At 63.5% G+C, this 19,993-nt stretch carries 15 protein-coding genes; 8 read left to right on the plus strand and 7 right to left on the minus strand.

Annotation, left to right across the window (positions count from 1 at the left end; genetic code table 11):
* The first annotated feature begins 8 nt into the window (after positions 1 to 8).
* The 3 genes from K6T12_RS00325 (at position 9) to K6T12_RS00335 (ending at position 3,889) form a co-directional block, all read left to right on the plus strand.
* On the plus strand, positions 9 to 2,201 hold the full coding sequence (locus K6T12_RS00325; protein ID WP_222218311.1) for a xanthine dehydrogenase family protein molybdopterin-binding subunit: 2,193 nt from the start codon (positions 9 to 11) through the stop codon (positions 2,199 to 2,201).
* Between the two features lie 72 nt (positions 2,202 to 2,273).
* A complete protein-coding gene (locus K6T12_RS00330; RefSeq protein WP_222218312.1) occupies positions 2,274 to 3,296 on the plus strand; it encodes an XdhC family protein in 1,023 nt (340 codons plus the stop codon).
* Positions 3,293 to 3,889, plus strand: coding sequence for a nucleotidyltransferase family protein (locus tag K6T12_RS00335; RefSeq protein ID WP_222218313.1), 597 nt, complete (start codon positions 3,293 to 3,295; stop codon positions 3,887 to 3,889). The genes K6T12_RS00330 and K6T12_RS00335 overlap by 4 nt, the downstream gene beginning before the upstream one ends.
* 28 nt (positions 3,890 to 3,917) lie before the next feature.
* On the opposite strand, the gene K6T12_RS00340 is transcribed toward K6T12_RS00335, so the two are convergent.
* The 3 genes from K6T12_RS00340 to K6T12_RS00350 form a co-directional block, all read right to left on the minus strand.
* Entirely contained in the window at positions 3,918 to 7,085 is a 3,168-nt protein-coding gene (locus K6T12_RS00340) for an efflux RND transporter permease subunit (protein ID WP_222218314.1), read from the minus strand.
* A gap of 55 nt (positions 7,086 to 7,140) precedes the next feature.
* Positions 7,141 to 8,349 (minus strand): efflux RND transporter periplasmic adaptor subunit, encoded by a 1,209-nt coding sequence (locus K6T12_RS00345; RefSeq protein WP_222218315.1) that lies wholly within the window; start codon positions 8,347 to 8,349, stop codon positions 7,141 to 7,143.
* Between the two features lie 277 nt (positions 8,350 to 8,626).
* Entirely contained in the window at positions 8,627 to 9,289 is a 663-nt protein-coding gene (locus K6T12_RS00350) for a TetR/AcrR family transcriptional regulator (protein ID WP_222218316.1), read from the minus strand.
* A gap of 354 nt (positions 9,290 to 9,643) precedes the next feature.
* On the opposite strand from K6T12_RS00350, the gene K6T12_RS00355 reads away from it, so the two are divergent.
* From K6T12_RS00355 to K6T12_RS00375, 5 genes are read left to right on the plus strand one after another with little or no spacing between them, the layout of a single operon-like run.
* On the plus strand, positions 9,644 to 11,110 hold the full coding sequence (locus tag K6T12_RS00355; protein ID WP_222218317.1) for a cytochrome c oxidase subunit II: 1,467 nt from the start codon (positions 9,644 to 9,646) through the stop codon (positions 11,108 to 11,110).
* A 10-nt stretch (positions 11,111 to 11,120) separates the two neighbouring features.
* On the plus strand, positions 11,121 to 12,923 hold the full coding sequence (gene ctaD / locus K6T12_RS00360) for a cytochrome c oxidase subunit I (protein ID WP_222218318.1): 1,803 nt from the start codon (positions 11,121 to 11,123) through the stop codon (positions 12,921 to 12,923).
* A complete protein-coding gene (locus tag K6T12_RS00365) occupies positions 12,920 to 13,594 on the plus strand; it encodes a cytochrome c oxidase subunit 3 (protein WP_222218320.1) in 675 nt (224 codons plus the stop codon). Before ctaD ends, K6T12_RS00365 begins: the two co-directional genes overlap by 4 nt.
* Before the next feature lie 5 nt (positions 13,595 to 13,599).
* Entirely contained in the window at positions 13,600 to 14,280 is a 681-nt protein-coding gene (locus K6T12_RS00370) for a heme-copper oxidase subunit III family protein (protein ID WP_222218322.1), read from the plus strand.
* A 19-nt stretch (positions 14,281 to 14,299) separates the two neighbouring features.
* Entirely contained in the window at positions 14,300 to 14,629 is a 330-nt protein-coding gene (locus tag K6T12_RS00375) for a cytochrome C oxidase subunit IV family protein (RefSeq protein WP_222218324.1), read from the plus strand.
* Between the two features lie 93 nt (positions 14,630 to 14,722).
* On the opposite strand, the gene K6T12_RS00380 is transcribed toward K6T12_RS00375, so the two are convergent.
* The 4 genes from K6T12_RS00380 to K6T12_RS00395 all read right to left on the minus strand — a co-directional run bounded on the left by K6T12_RS00380 (position 14,723) and on the right by K6T12_RS00395 (position 19,944).
* Positions 14,723 to 15,484, minus strand: a complete 762-nt coding sequence (locus tag K6T12_RS00380; RefSeq protein ID WP_222218326.1) for an SDR family oxidoreductase — start codon at positions 15,482 to 15,484, stop codon at positions 14,723 to 14,725.
* A 334-nt stretch (positions 15,485 to 15,818) separates the two neighbouring features.
* Positions 15,819 to 17,711, minus strand: coding sequence for a propionyl-CoA synthetase (locus K6T12_RS00385; protein WP_222218328.1), 1,893 nt, complete (start codon positions 17,709 to 17,711; stop codon positions 15,819 to 15,821).
* Between the two features lie 153 nt (positions 17,712 to 17,864).
* Entirely contained in the window at positions 17,865 to 18,755 is an 891-nt protein-coding gene (gene mmsB / locus K6T12_RS00390) for a 3-hydroxyisobutyrate dehydrogenase (RefSeq protein WP_222218330.1), read from the minus strand.
* An 82-nt stretch (positions 18,756 to 18,837) separates the two neighbouring features.
* Positions 18,838 to 19,944, minus strand: coding sequence for an enoyl-CoA hydratase/isomerase family protein (locus K6T12_RS00395; RefSeq protein ID WP_222218332.1), 1,107 nt, complete (start codon positions 19,942 to 19,944; stop codon positions 18,838 to 18,840).
* Positions 19,945 to 19,993 lie beyond the last annotated feature (49 nt).

A 19,993-nucleotide genomic window follows, 5' to 3' on the forward strand; every position in this document is an offset into this window, starting at 1 on the left:
GCAGCACGATGCGTCGCAATTACACAGCAAAAAGTTACACCGACGTGAGCTCCGCGCTGGTCACCAACCGCCGCGGATTCATGAAACTGATGGGCGGCCTGGGCGCCGGCCTGACCCTGGCGGTCAATCTTCCGATCGCGCTGGCCGACCAGACCGCCACCGCCGACGGCGGCTTCGAGCCCAATGCCTTTATCCGGATCAACCCGGACGACAGCGTCGCCGTGGTGATCAAGCATCTGGAGATGGGCCAGGGAACCTTCACCGGCCTGGCGACGCTGGTCGCCGAAGAACTGGATGCCGACTGGGCGCAGATCCGGCCGGAGGCCGCACCGGCCGACGCCACCCGCTACAACAACCTGCTCTGGGGCCCGTTCCAGGGCACCGGCGGCAGCACCGCGATCGCCAACGCCTATATGCAGATGCGCCAGGCCGGCGCGGCCGCCAAGGCGATGCTGGTTGCCGCCGCGGCCGCCAAATGGCAGGTACCCGCCAGCGAGATTGGCGTCCAGCGCGGCCTGGTCAGCCACGCCGCATCGGGCAACAGCGCCCGGTTCGGCGAACTGGCCGAGCTGGCCGCGCAGCAGCCGGTACCGCCGGCCGAGTCGCTAAAGCTGAAACAGCCGGACCAGTTCAGCTATATCGGCCAGCAGCTGCCGCGCAAAGACCGTGGCAAGAACGACGGCACCGCCCTGTTCACGCTGGACGTGCAGCTGGACGGCATGCTCACGGCCCTGGTGGCGCATCCGCCGCGCTTCGGCGCCAAGCTGCGCCGGTTCAACGCCGACAGCAGCCGGACGGCGCCAGGGGTGGTCGATGTGGTGCAGATCCCCAGCGGCATCGCGGTGCTGGCGAAGGATTTCTGGAGCGCCAAGAAAGCGCGCGACCTGCTGGAGGTCGACTGGGATGAGAGCGCGGCCTTCATGCTGAGCTCCGACGAGATCATGAGCCACTATAAAACGCTGGCCGAGCAACCGGGCCTGGTGGCGCGCAATGACGGCAACAGCAGCACCGCCCTGAGCGGGGCGGAAACCGTGCTGGAAGCCAGCTTCGAATTCCCGTTCCTGGCCCACGCCACGATGGAGCCGATGAACTGCGTCGCCCAGCTCACCGAGCAGGGCTGCGAGCTCTGGTACGGCGCCCAGATTCAGACCGGCGACCAGCTGGCCGTGGCGAATGCGCTGGGCCTGCAGCCGCAGCAGGTGAAGATCAACATGCTCTACGCCGGCGGCAGTTTCGGCCGCCGCGCCAACCCCCATGCCGATTATGTGGTGGAGGCGGCGCTGATCGCCAAGGCCCGGCCCGGCACGCCGGTCAAACTGGTCTGGACCCGCGAGGACGATACCCGGGCCGGGTATTACCGTCCGATGTACTTTCACCGGCTGCGCGCCGCGCTGGACAGCGCCGGCAATCCGGTCGCCTGGGAGCAGCGCATCGTCGGCCAGTCGATCATCAAGGGCAGCCCCTTCGAGGGGATGATCAAGGATGGCATCGACCCGACGTCGGTGGAGGGCGCGTCCAACCTGCCCTACCGGATTCCGAACCTGCGGATCGAGCTGCACACCGTCGACCTGCCGGTACCGGTCCAGTGGTGGCGCTCGGTGGGCAGTACCCATACCGCCTTCTCGACCGAGGTGTTTATCGACGAACTGGCCCGGCTCGCCAAGCAGGACCCGGTCGAGTACCGCATGAAGCTATTGGCCAACCATCCCCGCCATCGGGGCGTGCTGCAGCTGGCGGCGGAGAAGGCCGGCTGGGGAACGCCGCTGGCCAAGGGGCGCGCCCGCGGCGTGGCGGTGCATGAGTCGTTCAACACCTTCGTCGCCCAGGTGGCCGAGGTCTCGGTCGACGACAACGGCACCTTCAAGGTCGAGCGGGTGGTCTGCGCGGTGGATTGCGGCGTCGCCATCAACCCGGACGTGATCCGGGCCCAGATGGAGGGCGGCCTCGGCTACGGCCTGTCGCCGGCACTGGTCAGCGCCATCACCCTGGACCGGGGCCGGGTGGTGCAGTCCAACTTCCACGACTACCAGGTGGCGCGGATCGACCAGATGCCGGCGGTCGAGGTGCATATCGTACCCTCCGCCGAACCGCCCACCGGGGTCGGTGAGCCGGGCACCCCGCCGATCGCCCCGGCGGTGGCCAACGCGCTCAGTGCGGCTACCGGACAGCGCTTCCACAGCTTGCCGTTGAAGCTGGCTTAATCCGACTCCCCTGTTGCCGGGCCGCAATCCGCGCCCCGGCAGCAGGGTGCGTTTCGATTTGAGAAAAAGAAGATGTCGAATCATCTGTCACAACTGCTGCGGCACTGGTATCCGCAGCGCGACGCAACGCAGTGGGTACTGGGCACGGTGTACCGCACCGAGGGCCCCAGCTACCGCAAAGCCGGTGCGATGATGCTGTTGAACGGCCTCGGCCAGCAGTTCGGCATGCTCAGCGGCGGCTGCCTGGAATCCGATATCCAGCAGCACGCCCGCCGCGTGATGCAAACCGGCAAAGCGGCCACCCTCTGTTACGACGGCAGCGACGAGGATGACCTGTCGTTCCAGCTGGGTATCGGCTGCGGCGGCACCGTGTATATCCTGCTGCAACCGATCCACGCCGATAACCGTTACCTGCAACTGGACAGCGTCCATCATGCACTGACCGGCCGCGCCGCCGGCAGTTACTACCAGCGGATTCCGACCGCTGCCGGCGAGGCGGACAGCCGTTTTATCGCCGGCGCAGACGGTCAGGACCGGACCGACGGCCGGCATGGCCAACTGATCCGGGAAGGCGATCAGCAATGGCTGGTCAGCCGGATCAGGCCCGCGCCCCACCTGCTGGTGGTCGGCGGCGGTATCGACGCCCGGCCATTGGTGGCGATTGCCGCCGAGCTGGGCTGGCAGGTCTGCCTGTGGGACCCCCGCCCGGCCAACGGCCGGCGGGAGTTCTTCCTCGGCGCCGATAGCCTGCTCGACGGCCCGGCAGAGCAACTGGCCGACTACTGCCGCCGTCAGACGGTGGATGCCGCGGTATTGATGGCGCATAACGTGGCGCTGGACGCCGCCGCCCTTTCTGCCCTGCAGCAGGTGCCGCTCCGCTACCTAGCGATGCTGGGGCCGGCCAACCGCCGTGCCCGGGTGTTGCAGCAGGCCGGCTTGAGCGAAACGCAACTGCGCCAGCCGCTGGCCGGGCCGGCCGGACTCGACCTGGGTGGCGAACTGCCGGAGAGCATCGCACTGGCGATCCTGGCGGAGTGCCACGCCGCCTTGAATAAGCGTTCGGCCCGCTCGCTCAGCGCAGTGATCGAACGATGAGCCGCCTGGCGGTAATGATCATGGCGGCCGGCCGCTCTGCGCGTTTCGGCGGCTGCAAACTGTTGGCCCCGGTGGCGGGCAAGCCGCTGTTGCAGCACAGTATCGATAGCGCCCGCCAGCTCTGGCCGGACGACCTGTACGTCATCAGCGGCGCCTGGCATCCGCAGCTGCGGGCGGCACAGCAGGCCGGTGACATCCAGGGCGTGGAGCTGATCCATAACCCGGACTGGGCGCAGGGGCTAGGCAACTCGATCGCCTATGGCGTCGGCCAGCTTGCCCCACGCCATGACGCGATCCTGATCATGCTGGCCGACCAGATCGCGCTGACCGGCGCCGATCTGGCCGAACTGCAGGGCCAGTTCAGCGGCGACAATATCGTCTGCAGCTACTATCAAAACAGCCGTAGCGTACCGGCGATCTTCGGCGCCAACAGCTTCGCCGCCCTGCAGCATCTGCAGGGCGACCGGGGCGCCAAGCAGCTGCTCTATCAGCAGCGGATCGACGTGGTCGAATGCCCGCTGGCGGCGGCGGCAATCGATATCGACAGGCGGCAGGATCTGGCACACTGGCTGGCAGCGTCTGACCGCCGCTGATCGGCCGCCCCTCAATCGCGTCGCTGACTCAGCCCTCCTCTTTCAACGGCCGGTGCGCGGACACCGCCTTCCGGCTTGCCAACTTGCGCAACAGCACATAGAACAGCGGCGTGAAGAACAGGCCGAAGAAGGTGACTCCCAGCATCCCGGAGAACACCGCGACCCCCATCGCATTGCGCATCTCGGCGCCGGCGCCGGTGGAGACGGCCATCGGCAACACCCCCATGATGAACGCAAACGAGGTCATCAGGATCGGCCGCAGGCGCAGACGGCTGGCCTCGATGGCGGCCGTCACTATATCGCGCCCCTGTTTCTCCAGTTCACGGGCGAACTCGACGATCAGAATCGCATTCTTGGTGGCCAGGCCGACCAGTACGAACAGGCTGATCTGGGTGAAGATATTGTTGTCGCCATCGGTCAACCAGACCCCGGCGATCGCCGACAGCAGACTCATCGGCACGATCAGAATCACCGCCAACGGCAGCGTCAGGCTCTCGTACTGGGCCGCCAGCACCAGGAACACCAGCAGCACCACCAGCGGGAAGATGAACACCGCGGTATTGCCGGCCAGGATCTGCTGGTAGGTCAGCTCGGTCCACTCGAAGTCCATCCCCCGCGGCAGCGTTTCCTCCAGGATCTTGGCCATCGCCGCCTGGGCCTGACCGCTGGAGTAGCCCGGCGCGGCATTGCCGTTGATATCCGCCGCCAGGAAGGCGTTGTAGCGGCCGGCGCTTTCCGGCCCGAAGCTTTCGCCAACGGTCAGCACCGCCCCCAGCGGGATCATGTCGCCCTGATTGTTGCGTACCTTCAGCTGCAGGATATCGTCCGGCGTCGAGCGAAACTCCTTATCCGCCTGGGCCACCACCTGGTAGGTGCGACCGAACTGATTGAAATCGTTGATATACATCGAGCCCAGGTAGATCTGCATGGACTGGAAGATCTCGTCGATATTCAGCCCCAACTGCTTCGCCTTGGTACGATCCAGGTCGGTGAACAGCTGCGGTACGTTGATCTTGTAGCTGGAGAACACCCCGGCCAGCTCCGGTGCCGCATAGGCCTTCTGCAATACTTCCTGCAACGCCTTGTTCAGCGCCTCGTAGCCCTGGTCGGTACGGTCCTGGATCTGCAACTTGAAGCCGCCGATGGTGCCCAGCCCCTGTACCGGCGGCGGCGGGAAGATGGCGATGAACGCCTCCTCGACGGCGGCGTATTTCTGCTGCAAACGCTGCGAGATCGCAAAGCCCGACAGCGACGGATCGGTGCGCTGGTCGAAGTCATCCAGAGTAGCGAAGACGATGCCGGCGCTGGAGCTGTTGGTGAAGCCGTTGATCGACAGTCCCGGAAAAGCCACCGCACTGGTCACCCCCGGCTCGTTGAGGGCGATCTCGGACATCTCGCGGATCACCGCTTCGGTCCGCTCCAGCGTCGCACCCTCCGGCAGTTGGGCGAAGCTGACCAGGTACTGCTTGTCCTGCATCGGCACAAACCCTTGCGGCACCTGGTTGAAGCCGTAATAGGTCAACCCCAGCAACAGGCCGTAGACCGCCAGCGACGAGGTCTTGTGACTGAGGATAGCACCGACGCCACGGGAATACTGACCGGCGCTGCGCTTGAAGAAACGGTTGAAACCGGCAAAGAAGCGGCCGAACAGCGTGTCCATGGTACGGGTCAGCAGGTCCTTCTTCGCGCCTTCCTCCTTCAGCAACAGTGCCGACAGCGCCGGACTGAGGGTCAGCGAGTTGAACGCCGAGATGATGGTGGAGATCGCGATGGTCAACGCGAACTGCTTGTAGAACTGGCCGGTCAGGCCACTGATAAAGGCGATCGGTACGAACACCGCTACCAGGGTCAGCGAAATGGCGATAATCGGCCCGCTGACCTCGCGCATCGCCTTGTAGGTGGCTTCGCGCGGGTTGAGCCCTTCGGCGATGTTGCGCTCCACGTTCTCCACCACCACGATGGCGTCATCGACCACGATACCGATGGAGAGCACCAGGCCGAACAGCGACAGGGCATTGATCGAGAAGCCGAACAGGTACATCAGCGAGAACGTGCCGACGATCGACACCGGCACCGCCAGCAGCGGAATGATCGACGCCCGCCAGGTCTGCAGGAACAGAATCACCACCAGCACCACCAGGCCGACCGCTTCCAACAGGGTCTTCACCACCGCCTTGATCGAGCCCTTCACGAACACCGTGGGGTCGTAGACCACGCTGTAATCCACCCCTTCCGGGAAGTTCTCCTTCAGCGCCTCCATCTTGGCGCGGACGTTGTTGGAGATCTCGATCGCGTTGGCCCCCGGCGACTGGAAGATCGGCAACGCCACGGCGCGCTTGTTGTCCAGCAACGAACGCAAGGCATACTCGGAGGCGCCCAGCTCAACCCGGGCGACATCCTTCAGCCGGGTAATCTTGCCGGCCTCATCGGCACGGATGATGATCTGCTCGAACTCTTCAGGCGTTTCCAGCCGCCCCTTGGCATTGACCGGCAGTTGCAGCTCGACGGCACCGGCGTAAGGCGCGCCGCCGATCACACCGGCCGCCACCTGTACGTTCTGTTCGCGTACGGCGGCGATCACCTCGCCGGCGGTCAAACCGCGTTCGGCGATCTTTTCAGGATTCAGCCACAGCCGCATGGCGTAGTTACCGGCGCCGAACAGCCGCACCTGGCCCACCCCCTCGATGCGCGCCAGCTGATCCTTGACGTTCAGCACCGCGTAGTTACGCAGGTAAAGCGTGTCATAGCGGTCGTTGGGCGAGTTCAGGTGCACCACCATGGTCAAATCCGGCGAACTCTTCACCGTGGTCACCCCCAGCTGGCGAGTGACATTCGGCAGTCGCGGCAGCGCCTGGGAGACCCGGTTCTGCACCAGCTGCTGGGCCAGGTCGGCATCGGTGCCGATCTCGAAGGTGACCGTCAGGGTCATCAGGCCGTCGGCGGTGGACTGGGAGGACATGTACAGCATGTTTTCCACGCCGTTGATCGCCTCCTCCAACGGCGTCGCGACCGTTTCAGCGACCACGGTCGGGTTGGCGCCCGGGAAGGAGGCGCTGACCACCACGGTGGGCGGCACTACCTCCGGGTACTCGGAGATCGGCAACTTGAACATCGAGATCAAGCCGGCCAGGAAGATCGCCACCGACAGCACGGCGGCGAGGATGGGGCGATCAATAAACGCTTTGGAAATGTTCATCTTTTTGATTCCGCCGGATTAATACGCGTACGCCAGGTACTGTTTCATTCGCTGATCAGCGGCTCGCCAGTTGCTCAGGTTTGCCGGCGCCGGCGGATTTGGCCGCCAGCTCGACCGGCGCCACCTGCATATTGGGGCGGATCCGGTGCAGGCCGTTGACGATCACCTGATCGCCGGCGTTGAGCCCTGATTCCACCACCCGCTGGCCATCGACGCTGCGCCCCAGGCTCACTTCGCGGTAGGCCACCTTGCCTTCGCCATCGACCACGTAGACAAACTTGCGGTCCTGATCGGTACCGATCGCCCGTTCGCTGACCAGCAGGGTATCGGGCCGATCGGCGGATCCGAGCCGCACCCGGGCATACATGCCGGCCACCAGCGCACCGTCGCTATTGTCGAAGATCGCGCGAGCGCGGATGGTGCCGGACCGGGTATCCAGCCGGTTGTCGAAGGCGTGCACCCGGCCCTGGTAGACCACGCTGTCGTCACCGCTCAACACCAGCTCGACCGGCATCGCCGACGACAGCCCCCCCTGGCGAACCGCCCGGACATAGGTCTGCTCATCGACCTCGAATTCAGCGTAGAAACGGTCGTCGGATACGATGGTGGTCAACACCGGCGCGTTGGCGCCGGCCTGAACCAGGTTACCGACGGTCAGCTCGGCACGGCTGATCCGGCCGGATACCGGCGCTTTGATATGGGCGTACTCCAGATTCAGCCGCGCCTGCTGCAGCGCCGCCTCGGCGGCATCGATACTGGCGGCGGCCACCCGATAGTCGTTGACGATGGTGTCGTAGGCGCGCTGCGAAATGACGCGCTTGTTGATCAGATCCTTCGCCCGCTTCAGCTCCAGCCCCGCCAGCCGCGACCGGTGCCTGGCCGAGGCCAGCGCCGCCTCGGCACTGGCGACAGCCGCCTCGTAGGGACGCGGATCGATTACGTAGAGCGGATCGCCCGCTGCCACCCGCTGGCCCTCTTCGAACAGCACCTGCTGGACGGTACCGCTCACCTGCGGCCGCACGGCGACCTGACTGACCGCGCTCAGTCGACCGGAGTACTCGCTCCACAACCGCAGCGGGCGCGATGCCAGCGTTACCACATCCACTTTGGGCAGCTGCGGGGCGGCGTGTTCGCCCGCCGGTTGCTGGCCGGCATCGGCGGACGGCAGGTAACGGACGACAGCGACCCCGCTGGCCAGCATCGCCATCACGGCGACCGCCAGCAGGGTCGGACGGTATTTGTTCACTCGCGCAGTGGCGTTCATGGTCAGGCTCCCGGCTAATCTCGAAATATACATACCGGTCGGTATGCGACTTGTGCCGAAAGTATACATACCGGTCGGTATGGATCAACGCGATATCGGTGACGGACTGTTCGTAAAAGTGGCGGCAATCGAATTTCCGACAGCCCGCGGAGAACGTACAGGTGATCAATGCCAAAGATGGGACGACACCCATATCAGGGCGAACGCTGGAACTGATGCGGTGCGGCGGGCCCGCGCCGGCGACACGGGCATTTGTATGGGAGGAATGGTTGGAGTGTCAGGCCGGCAATGGGGCGGCAACGACCGGCGCTTCGTCAGCGACCGGCTGGCAGCGGTATTCGGCCTTCAGGTCGACCAGCCGGTATATCCCTTCGCGCAGGTCCTGCTTGACCAGCTCCAGGCTGCGGTAGACGCGTCCGGTAACCAGCAGCCCCTGGATAAACTCATGCAGCAGCCGCCCGATCTGCTGCGGAGCCGGGTCGCCGTTGAGCAGCCCCTCCGCCTTGAGGTTGCGAACCAGGGCGACATTATAGGTCACCGCATTATCAGACATCTCCTGGGCAGCCTGGCGTACTTTCAGCTCGCTGCAGCCGCTCTGGGCACCGGCGGTGAAGAACGGGCAGCCGGACACCGGATTTTCGTCCACCGCTTCCGATTCCTGTTGGTCAATGACGAACCGGATGAGATTTTCCAGCTGCTGCAACGGGGTAAAGCTCGGTGAATAGATGGCATCCAGCTCTTTCTTTTTAACCTGCCAGTGGTGCTGGCAGGCTTCGTAGAACAGCTCGGCCTTACTCGTGAAATAATGGTAGAAGCTTCCCTTGGTGACGCCGGCCTGCTTGCAGATCTCAGCCACACCGACGCTGGCGTAGCTGCTCTGCCAGATCAGGGCGATGGCGGTTTCCAGAAGCTTCTCACGGGTATCGGTTGGCTTACGCATAATCTACTCCGACGCTGAGAGTCCAGCGCAGTATACATACCGGTTGGTATAGTGCAAGTATAGTGCCCCGTGAACCACCGGGGGACCGCTGAACCATCACCCCAGTTCAGCCGGGCGCTTGGCAGCCGTTCAGGATCGGCACTACGCTTTTAGACATTGACGGCCAACTACTGGTCATTTTGCTACCTGTCCCAGACCGGTCAACGTCCAGAGCACAACCATGACCCTTGTCCGCGGCCTTGCCGCCGGCAGTTTAGCAACTCACCAACTCCCGCCACGATGCGGGAGCGGAGAGGCCGTTTCGAATCATCAGCGCCGGCAAGCGCTGCTCCCCGGCTCACGGAAGTAACTGTCATGGCATTGGCAATCGTTCTGATTCTGGTGGTTATCGGCTCGGTGATTTTTCACCTGCTAAGTCCCTGGCAGGCCACACCGGCGGCATCCAACTGGGGTTCGATCGATGACACCCTGCTGCTGACGGTGCTGATCACCGGGCTGTTCTTTGTCGCCATTTCGCTGTTCGTCGCCATCGCGATTATCCGTTTCCGCCACCGGCCCGGCCGCCGAGCCGCCTACGAGCCGGAGAACCGCAAGCTGGAGTGGTGGCTGATAGGCATCACCTCGGTCGGCATCGTGGCAATGCTGGCGCCTGGGCTGATCGTCTACGACGATTTCATCCGGGTACCGAAAAACGCCTATCCGCTGGAGGTTGTCGGCCAGCAGTGGCAGTGGGCGTTCCGCTTCGCCGGTGACGACGGCGAGCTGGGCCGCACCGGCATCCGCTGGGTCAGCGCCAATAATCCGCTGGGGCTGGACCCGGGCGACCCCAACGGCCAGGACGACCGGCTGATCCGCAGCAACGAAGTGCACCTGCCGCTGGACCGGCCGGTACGGGTGCTATTGCGCTCCAAGGATGTGCTGCACAACTTCTACATCCCACAGATGCGCGCCAAGATGGATATGGTGCCCGGTATGGTGTCCTACTTATGGTTCCAGCCGACCCGCACCGGCAGTTTCGAGATCCTCTGCGCCGAGTTCTGCGGCATCGGCCACTACAACATGCGCGGCAAGCTGATCGTCGAACCGGTCGAGACCTTCGAGCAGTGGCTGGCGGCGCAGCCGACCTTCGCCCAACTGCAGGCAGACGCCGCCACGCCCGCGGCCGACCCGCTGGTCGAGAAGGGCCGCCTGCTGGCCGAACAGAACGGCTGCCTGGCCTGCCACAGTATCGACGGCACGCCCAGCCTCGGCCCCGGCTGGCTGGGGCTGTACGGCAAAACCGAAATCCTGGCGGACGGCAGCACAGTGACCGTCGATGACGCCTACCTGATCGAATCGATCGTCGCGCCGAACGCCAAGCTGGTTCAGGGCTATCCACCGGTGATGGTCGCCTACCCGTTCGATTCCGAGACGCTGGACGCACTGGTGGCCTATATCCGCTCACTGAGCGGTGCGGAGGATGCCGTCGAGCCCGATCGCTCGGCCGTTCCGGTCGAACAGGGTCGCCAACTGGCCCAGACCCTGGGTTGCCTGGCCTGTCACAGCGTCGACGGCAGTCCGGCGGTCGGCCCCGGCTGGTTGGGGCTATACGGCAGCCGCAGAACGCTTGACGACGGTCGCGAGCTGCTTGCGGACGACGCCTATCTCGCGGATTCGATCCGCTCGCCCAACGCCGCCATCGTACGGGGTTATAGCCCGATCATGCCGCCCTATACTCTGAGTGAGGCGCAGCTTGAGGCGATGCTTGCCTATCTCCGCTCGCTGGCGGCGGATAACACGCAGAGTTCACAGACAGAGGAGAGACAGGGAGAGTCACCGTAGAGGTAACCCGATGACCTACGCGGAACAAGCAGAAAACGAAGCGCTACACGAACCGAAAAGCTTCCTGACCCGCTACATCTGGAGCCAGGATCACAAGGTGATCGCCATCCAGTACTCGTTGACGGCGATCTTCGTCGGCCTGATCGCACTGGTGCTGTCCGGCCTGATGCGGCTGCAGCTCGGTTTCCCCGGCAGCCTCGAGTTCATGGATCCGGCCGCCTACTACCAGGCGATGACCATGCACGGCATGATCATGGTGATCTACCTGCTGACCGCGCTGTTCCTCGGCGGCTTCGGCAACTACCTGATCCCGCTGATGGTCGGTGCGCGGGACATGGTGTTCCCCTACGTCAACATGCTCAGCTACTGGTTCTATCTGCTATCGGTGCTGGTGCTGATCGCCAGTTTCTTCGCGCCGGGCGGCCCGACCGGTGCCGGCTGGACGCTTTACCCGCCGCAGGCGATCACCCAGGGCACGCCGGGCACCGACTGGGGTATCGTCCTGATGCTGGTGTCACTGGCGCTGTTCATCGTCGCCGCCACCATGGGCGGGCTGAACTATGTCACCACCATACTGCAGGCCCGCACCCACGGTATGACCCTGCTGCGGATGCCGCTCAGCGTCTGGGGAATTTTCATGGCCACGGTACTGGCGCTGCTGGCCTTTCCGGCGTTGTTTGTCAGCGCGGTGATGATGCTGTTCGACCGGCTGCTAGGCACCAGCTTCTTCATGCCGGCGATCATCTCGATGGGCCAGCCGCTGGAGCACCAGGGCGGCAGCCCGATCCTGTTCCAGCACCTGTTCTGGTTCTTCGGCCATCCGGAGGTCTACATCGTCGCGCTGCCGGCGTTCGGCCTGGTCTCCGACCTGATCAGCACCCACGCCCGCAAGAACATCTTCGGCTACCGGATGATGGTCTGGGCGATCATCGCCATCGGCGTGCTCAGTTTCGTGGTCTGGGCGCACCATATGTACGTCAGCGGCATGAACCCCTACTTCGGCTTTTTCTTTGCGTTCACCACCCTGGTGATCGCGGTGCCGACCGCGCTGAAGGTCTATAACTGGGTGCTGACCCTGTGGCACGGCGATATCCACCTGACGGTGCCGATGCTGTTCGCGCTGGCGTTCATCCTGACCTTCCTGGTCGGCGGCCTGACCGGGCTGTTTCTCGGCAATGTGATCGTCGACGTGCCGCTGTCGGACACCTACTTCGTGGTGGCCCACTTCCACATGGTGATGGGGGTGGCGCCGATCCTGGTGGTGTTCGGCGCGATCTACCACTGGTTCCCGAAGATCAGCGGGCGGATGCTGAACGACCGGCTGGGCCGCTGGCATTTCTGGATCACCTTCCTCGGCACCTACGCGATCTACTTCCCGATGCACTACCTGGGCTTCCTCGGTATGCCGCGCCGCTATTACGCCTACGAGAACTACGAGTTCATCCCGCAATCGGCCCACGACCTGAACGCCTTTATCACCGTCGCGGCGCTGCTGGTCGGCACTGCCCAACTGCTGTTCCTGTTCAACCTGGCCTGGAGCACCTTCAAGGGCAAGCCGGCCGGCGCCAACCCCTGGCACGCCAACAGCCTGGAGTGGCAGACCCCGGAGACCCCGCCGCGGCACGGCAACTGGGGCCGGAAACTGCCGGTGGTGCACCGTTGGCCGTACGACTACAGCGTGCCGGGCCTGGCACAGGATTACCTGCCGCAAACTATTTCCGATCAGCAAATGGCACAGCTTAAGAGCGGCCAGCCGCCGGCCAGCGAACAGCCAGCGGCCGAACGTCCGACCGGACCGGGTGACCAAAGATGAATACCCTGCAATTCAGAGTGACCGACAACGGCGCCGACGGCGGCCACATGCCCGATCCCGCCGCCCGTGAGCGGCTGCGTGGGCGGATCTACCGAACCGGCCTCTGGCTGTTGCTGATGGTGATCAGCTCGCTGTTCCTGCTGTTCCTGATCGCCTTTATCGCCCGCGCCCAGCTGCCCGACTGGCAATCGCTGGTCGGGTCCGGTGCGCCGCTGGCGGACAACTGGCCGTTGTGGCTGACCAGCGCGCTGCTGTTATGCGCCAGCCTCGCCCTGCAGTGGGCCAAGACCGCCGCCCAGCACGGTCTGGCCAGCCTCTGTCGCGCCAGCTTCCTGCTCGGCGGGTTGTTTGCGCTAAGCTTCCTGGCCGGCCAGCTGTGGGTCTGGCAGCGGTTCGTCGAGGACGGTTACCTGGTCAGCGGTAATCCGGCCAACAGTTTCTTCTACCTGCTGACCGGCTTGCACGGCCTGCACCTGATCGGCGGGCTGGTCGGCTGGACGGTGATCGCCGCCCGGCTATTCGGCCGGCAGCACTCCTTACAACCGCTGGCGATCGAGCTCTGCACCCGCTACTGGCACTTCCTGCTGGGGCTCTGGCTGTTGCTGTTCCTGGTACTGACCCGCTCACAGGAAACCTACCAGGCGATCGCCGCGTTCTGCGGCCTGAGGTGAACCAGATGGCTACCGAAAGCGTTACCAATCCACAACCGCCGGGCCTGCGCGGCCTGGTCAGTGACTGGGCCTCCGACAAGGACGCTTTCAAGCAGGTCTCCTGGGGTAAGGCGATGATGTGGATCTTCCTGCTCAGCGATACCTTCATCTTCTCCTGTTTCCTGACCGGCTACATGACGGTGCGGATCAGTACCACCGCCGACTGGCCCAATCCGAGCGAGGTGTTCGCGCTGACCATCGCCGGCCAGAGCATCCCACTGATCCTGATCGCCATCATGACCTTCGTCCTGATCAGCAGCAGCGGCACCATGGCGATGGCGGTCAACTTCGGCTACCGGCGCCGACGACTGCCGGCGGCGTTACTGATGCTGACGACCGCGCTGCTCGGTGCAACCTTCGTCGGCATGCAGGCGTTCGAGTGGACCAAATTGATCGAAGAGGGCGTGCGCCCCTGGGGCAATCCGATGGGGGCCGCCCAGTTCGGCGCGGCGTTCTTCATGATCACCGGCTTTCACGGCCTGCACGTGTCGGTCGGGGTGATCTACCTGAGCATCGTCGCCTTCAAGGTGCTGCGCGGAGATTACGAGCGGCGGGGCAACTACCAGATCATCGAGATTACCGGCCTGTACTGGCACTTCGTCGACCTGGTGTGGGTATTCATCTTCGCGTTTTTCTATCTCTGGTAACAGGTAAAAAGGAACGGTCATGGCACACGCACACACCCAAGGCCAGCAACATCCGATCGGCCTCTATCTGAAGATATGGGGGTTGTTGTTCCTGCTCAGCACCCTCTCCTACCTGGTCGACTACTTTCAGTTCCAGGGGCTGATGCGCTGGTCGCTGATTATCCTGTTCATGCTGCTGAAGGCCGGCCTGATCGTGGCGATCTTCATGCATATGGCCTGGGAGCGGCTGGCGATCGTCTACGCCATCCTGCTGCCGCCGGGCTGTCTCCTGGTGCTGGTCGGCCTGATGGCCGCCGAGGCGGACTACACCTTGCTGAGCCGGCTCTATTTCTTCAGCGGAAATGAGTAATTGAACGGCGAGCTCACAAAAAAAAGGGGAAGCAAGGCTTCCCCAAACGACGTACCAGTCAGTACCGGTGCAAAAGAGTCAAAGAGGACTTGCTTACATTCGCAGGCCGCCGTCCATCTCGACGATGCGGCCGTTGAAGAAATCGTTTTCGATGATGTACTGCAGCGTGTGCGCCATCTCGCTCATCTCGCCCAGACGGCCGACCGGCACCGCGGCAACCAACCGCTCGATCGCTTCCGGCTTCATCTGCGCGGTCATATCGGTGGAGATCACACCCGGCGCGATACCGCCGACGCGGATACCGTGGCGCGCCAGTTCGCGGCCCCAGGTCACCACCATGCTGGCCACGGCGGCCTTGGTGGCGGCGTAGTTGGTCTGGCCGATATTGCCGGCCTTGGCAACGGAGGAGATGTTGACGATCACCCCGCCCTGGCCCTGTACCGCCATGATGCCGGCCGCTTCACGGGTGCACAGGAAGGTGCCGGTCTGGTTGACGTCGACCACCGACTGCCACTGATCCAGGCTCATCTTGCCGACCAGCTCGCCATCCTTCACCTTGATCAGCATGCCGTCACGCAACAGGCCGGCGTTGTTGACCAGGCCGTTGATCTGGCCGAAGTCCTGCTTGATCTGGGCGAACGCCTGCTCGACCTTGGCTTCGTCGGTGATATTGCAGATGTAGCTGCGCGCTTCAGCGCCCTTCTCAGCACACAGGCCAACCGTTTCGTCCAGTGCAGCACCGTCCAGGTCGACCAGCGCCAGCTTGGCGCCCTGTTCCGCCAGGTGCACCGCCATCGCCCGGCCCAGGCCACGGCCGCCACCGGTGATTACGAATACGTTGTCTTTGATCTGCATACGGAGTCTCCCATCACTTCAAGGGTACGGCGGGCTTCACCAGCCACCCGATTAACTTTGACGTTAACGTAAACATTACCTGCAAAACGGCAGTGCGGCAACAAAAATATAGGTATTTTCCCTTATTTTGACTGCAAGCGGCAAGCTTCAAGCGGCATTGCACCGGTTGTAGGGCCGGGTAGGTTCGGCCGGCCAACGCCGACAGGCGTTTCACAATCGATGACACGCCTGTGATGATGGTGCCCCGGGTGGCGCTGTAATTCGCAACTCTGTCGCGGTCGGAGCCCGCTGCTACGGGGCCCACGCTCCGTAGCAGCGGGCTTGGCATGCCCGCTTATTTCAGCAGACCGGCTTCTTCCATGATGCCGGTGATCTCCGGCAGGATGGTTTCGTCGTCGATGGTCGACGGCATCTTGTAGGACTCGGCGGCGGCGATCTTGCGCAGAATGGCGCGCAGGATCTTGCCGGAGCGGGTCTTCGGCAATCGCTGCACGATCACCGCACGGCGGAAGCAGGCCAACGCACCGACCTGCTCACGCACCATCTGTACCAGTTCGGCCTCGACCTGGGCCTCATCCACCTCGACGCCGGCTTTCAGTACCACCAGGCCGACCGGTACCTGGCCCTTCAGCGGGTCGTTGGCGCCGATCACCGCGCATTCGGCAACCGCCGGATGGGCGGAGACCACCTCCTCCATCTCGCCGGTGGACAGGCGGTGGCCGGAGACGTTAATCACGTCGTCGGTTCGGCCGGTGATGTAGATGTAGCCGTCTTCATCCTTAAATCCACCGTCACCGGTGTGGTAGTAACCCGGGAAGGCGGTCAGGTAGGAGTCGACGAAGCGCTGCGGCTTGTTCCAGATGGTCCAGGCCACGCCCGGCGGCATCGGCAGTTTGGCGCAGATATTACCGGATTCGTTCGGCTCGACATCATTGCCATCACCATCCAGCACCCGGATATCGTAACCGGGGATCGGCTTGTTGGTGGAACCGAGGCGCGGCTCGGACGGGTTATCCCAGCCCATCATCGGCGAGGTCATCGGCCAGCCGGTCTCGGTCTGCCACCAGTGGTCGACCACCGGCACCTGCAGCAGCTCGGATAGCCACTGATAGGTGGAGGAATCCAGCTTCTCGCCGGCGACGAACACCCACTTCAAGCTGCTGAGCTCGTACTTCTTCGACAGTTCGCCGTTCGGATCTTCCTTGCGGATGGCACGGAAAGCGGTCGGCGCGCAGAACATCGAATTGACACCGTATTCGTCGATCACCCGCCAGAACGCGCCGGCATCCGGGCACTTGATCGGCTTGCCTTCGTAGAAGATCGCGCTGCAGCCACCCATCAGCGGACCGTAGACAATGAACGAATGGCCGACCACCCAGCCAATATCGGAGGCGCCCCACCAGACATCGCCGGCGTTCATGCCGTAGACGTTGTTCAGCGCGTAGCTCAGCGCCACCGCGTGGCCGCCGTTGTCGCGCACGATCCCCTTCGGCTGGCCGGTGGTGCCGGAGGTGTACAGGATGTACAACGGGTCCTCGCCCTTCACCGCGACCGGATCGGCAGGCTCGGCGCCCTGTTGGAAATCGTACCAGTCCAGGTCGCCCGGCTTATCGAGCTCGGCCTGCAGCATCGGCCGCTGACAGACCACCACGTTGCTCGGTTTGTGAGCGGACAGCTCGACCGCCTTGTCGACCAGCGGCTTGTAGGCGATCTGTTTGTCGAATTCGATACCGCAGGAGGCGGTCAGGATCACCTTCGGTTCGGCATCGTCGATACGGATCGCCAGCTCGTTCGGTGCGAAGCCGCCGAACACCACCGAGTGCGGCGCGCCGAGCCGGGCGCAGGCCAGCATCGCCACCGCCGCTTCCGGGATCATCGGCATGTAGATCACCACCCGGTCGCCCTTGTCGACGCCAAGACCACGCAGCGCGCCGGCAAAGGTGGCCACCTGGTCGCGCAGCTCGTTGAAGGTGATCGCTTGCTTGGTGTTGCTGACCGGCGAGTCGTAGTAGATCGCCACCTGCTCGCCACGGCCCTGTTCGATCTGCCAATCCAGCGCCAGATAGCTGCTGTTCAGCTCACCGTCGCTGTACCAGTTGTAGGTGCCGTATTCGGTCTGCTTGAGGATGGTTTCGGGTTTCTTGAACCACTGGATACGGTCGACCTGGCCGGCCCAGTAACCTTCAGGATTGTCCAATGCTGCCTGGTATTCTTCGTTGTAACTCATCGTTTCACCGCTGTTTTTTTAATTGTTCTTTTAATTATTTTTTTAATTGTTTTTTAATGTGTTTTTAACGAGAGAACGGGACGCACGGCGGCCTGAGCCGGCGCCTCATAGCGTTTATCGGGCCGGAGAATCCGACCCGATAAACAACCGGGATCAGCTATCCTGGTACAGCTTCAGCACGCTGGAGAAGTCCAGCCCGCCGTTGCCCTTGGACTTGTGCAGGTTGAACAGCGCGCGCGCCTGCGAGCCCATCGGCACCGGCGAAGCGCTCTGCTGGCTCAGATCCATCGCCAGCCCCAGGTCCTTGAACATCAGGTCGACCTGGAAGCCGCCCTGGTAATCGTTGGAGGCCGGCACCCCGTCCATCACGCCCGGTACCGGGTTGTAGACCTGCAGCGCCCAGTTGTTGCCGGAGCTCTGCTTCATGATCTCGGACAGCACCGCCGGATCCAGGCCGTTCTTGATACCCATGTTCAGGGCTTCACAGGTACCGGTCATCAGGATTGCCAGCATCATGTTGTTGCACGCCTTGGCGATCTGGCCCGCGCCGTGGTCACCGGCGTGGAAGATGTTCTTGCCCATGCACTCGAGCACCGGCTTGGCGCTGCTGAACTGCTCATCGCTGGCACCGACCATGAACGCCAGGGTACCGGCCTTGGCACCGCCAACACCGCCGGAGACCGGTGCGTCGATAAAGCTGATACCGCGCTCGGCACCGGCCGCAGAAACACGCTGGGCGGTAGCCGCGTCGATGGTGGAGGAGTCGATGATCAGGGTGTCCTTGCGGACCACGTCGAACAGCGGCTGGTCACCGGTCACGAAGAGACCTTCGACATGCTTGCCGGCCGGCAGCATGGAGATCAGGAAGTCGACATCGGTAGCCGCATCGACAGCGCTGCTGGCGGCCTGCGCCCCTTCGGCGACGACACGCTGCATTGCTTCTTCAAACAGGTCGAACGCCTTGACGCTGTGACCCGCCTTGACCAGGTTGATCGCCATCGGGCCACCCATGTTGCCCAGGCCGATAAATCCGATTGTTGCCATGATTCTTGTCCTTATTTTGTTCGGTCAGTCCAAGGCGGTGCCGGCCCGGCCGGCACCGTCTTCCGTATCGCTTAGTTATCGCTTATTGCAACTTGCCGCTGAGCGGGTTCCGGTCCCAGGGCGACTGGAAGAACTCGTCCAGTACCGCCGGATCGACCTCGCCGATCGACTTGAAGGTCCAGTCGGGGCTGCCATCCTTGTCGACCAGCAGCGCCCGTACCCCTTCCGGGAACTCGCGGTGCTTGCTGCACTGTACCGACAGCACCAGTTCGCTCTCGAACATCTCCTTCAGCGACATGTGTCGGGTCACCTCCATCTGGCGGGCGATGATATGCACCGCCAGCGGGCTGCCGTGGCTGAGCGCCTTCTGCGCCCGGCGCACCCACTTGTCCTCGGAGTCTTCCGCCATCAGCGCGTCGTACAGTTCGGCCAGGGTATCCTGGTCGGTCACCCGGCGGATCAGCTCGGCATGCTTCTGTACCTGGCTCTCCAGCTCGGCCAGCTGCGACTGGGATTCCCGCTCCAGCGCGCGCAGCACCCGGTTGACCGCCGCCGTGGCGCTGCCGCTCCAGTCCTCTGCCTGAAGCTGTTCAACCATGGTGGGACGCAACTCCTTCATCACGAAACGGTCGGCCAATCCCAGGTAGAGCGCGTCAGCCGCGTTCATCGGGTTGCCGGTCAGCCCCAGGAACAGGCCGGTGTTGCCCGGCATATGGTTCAGGAACCAGCTGCCGCCGACATCCGGGTAGAGGCCGATGGTGACCTCCGGCATCGCCAGGTGAGAGCTCTCGGTGACCACCCGGTGACTGCAGCCGTTCATCAGTCCCATGCCGCCGCCCATCACGATACCGCTGCCCCAGCAGATGATCGGTTTCGGATAGGTGTGGATGCAATGGTCGAGGATGTACTCGCGGGTAAAGAAATCTTCCGGGAAGTTGGCGTCGCCCTCACCCACCATCGACTTGTACAGATTGACCACGTCGCCGCCGGCACAGAACGCCTTCTCGCCGGCACTGTCCAGGATCACCGCCACCACACTGTCGTCGTCTTTCCAGGCATCCAGCTTGGGCTGGATCAGGTCGATCATCTCCAGGGTCAGCGCGTTCAGCGTGCGCTCGGCGTTCAGCGATACCTCGACGACCTTCTTGCCGTCCCGGGTCGGAAATTCATTAAAGAGTACGCAGCTCATCAGATATCCTCAGCAACAAAAAAGGCGGCCGCTGTCTTCGGCCGCCCGT

The organism is Marinobacterium arenosum (assembly GCF_019795155.1).
Lineage (GTDB): Bacteria > Pseudomonadota > Gammaproteobacteria > Pseudomonadales > Balneatricaceae > Marinobacterium_C > Marinobacterium_C arenosum.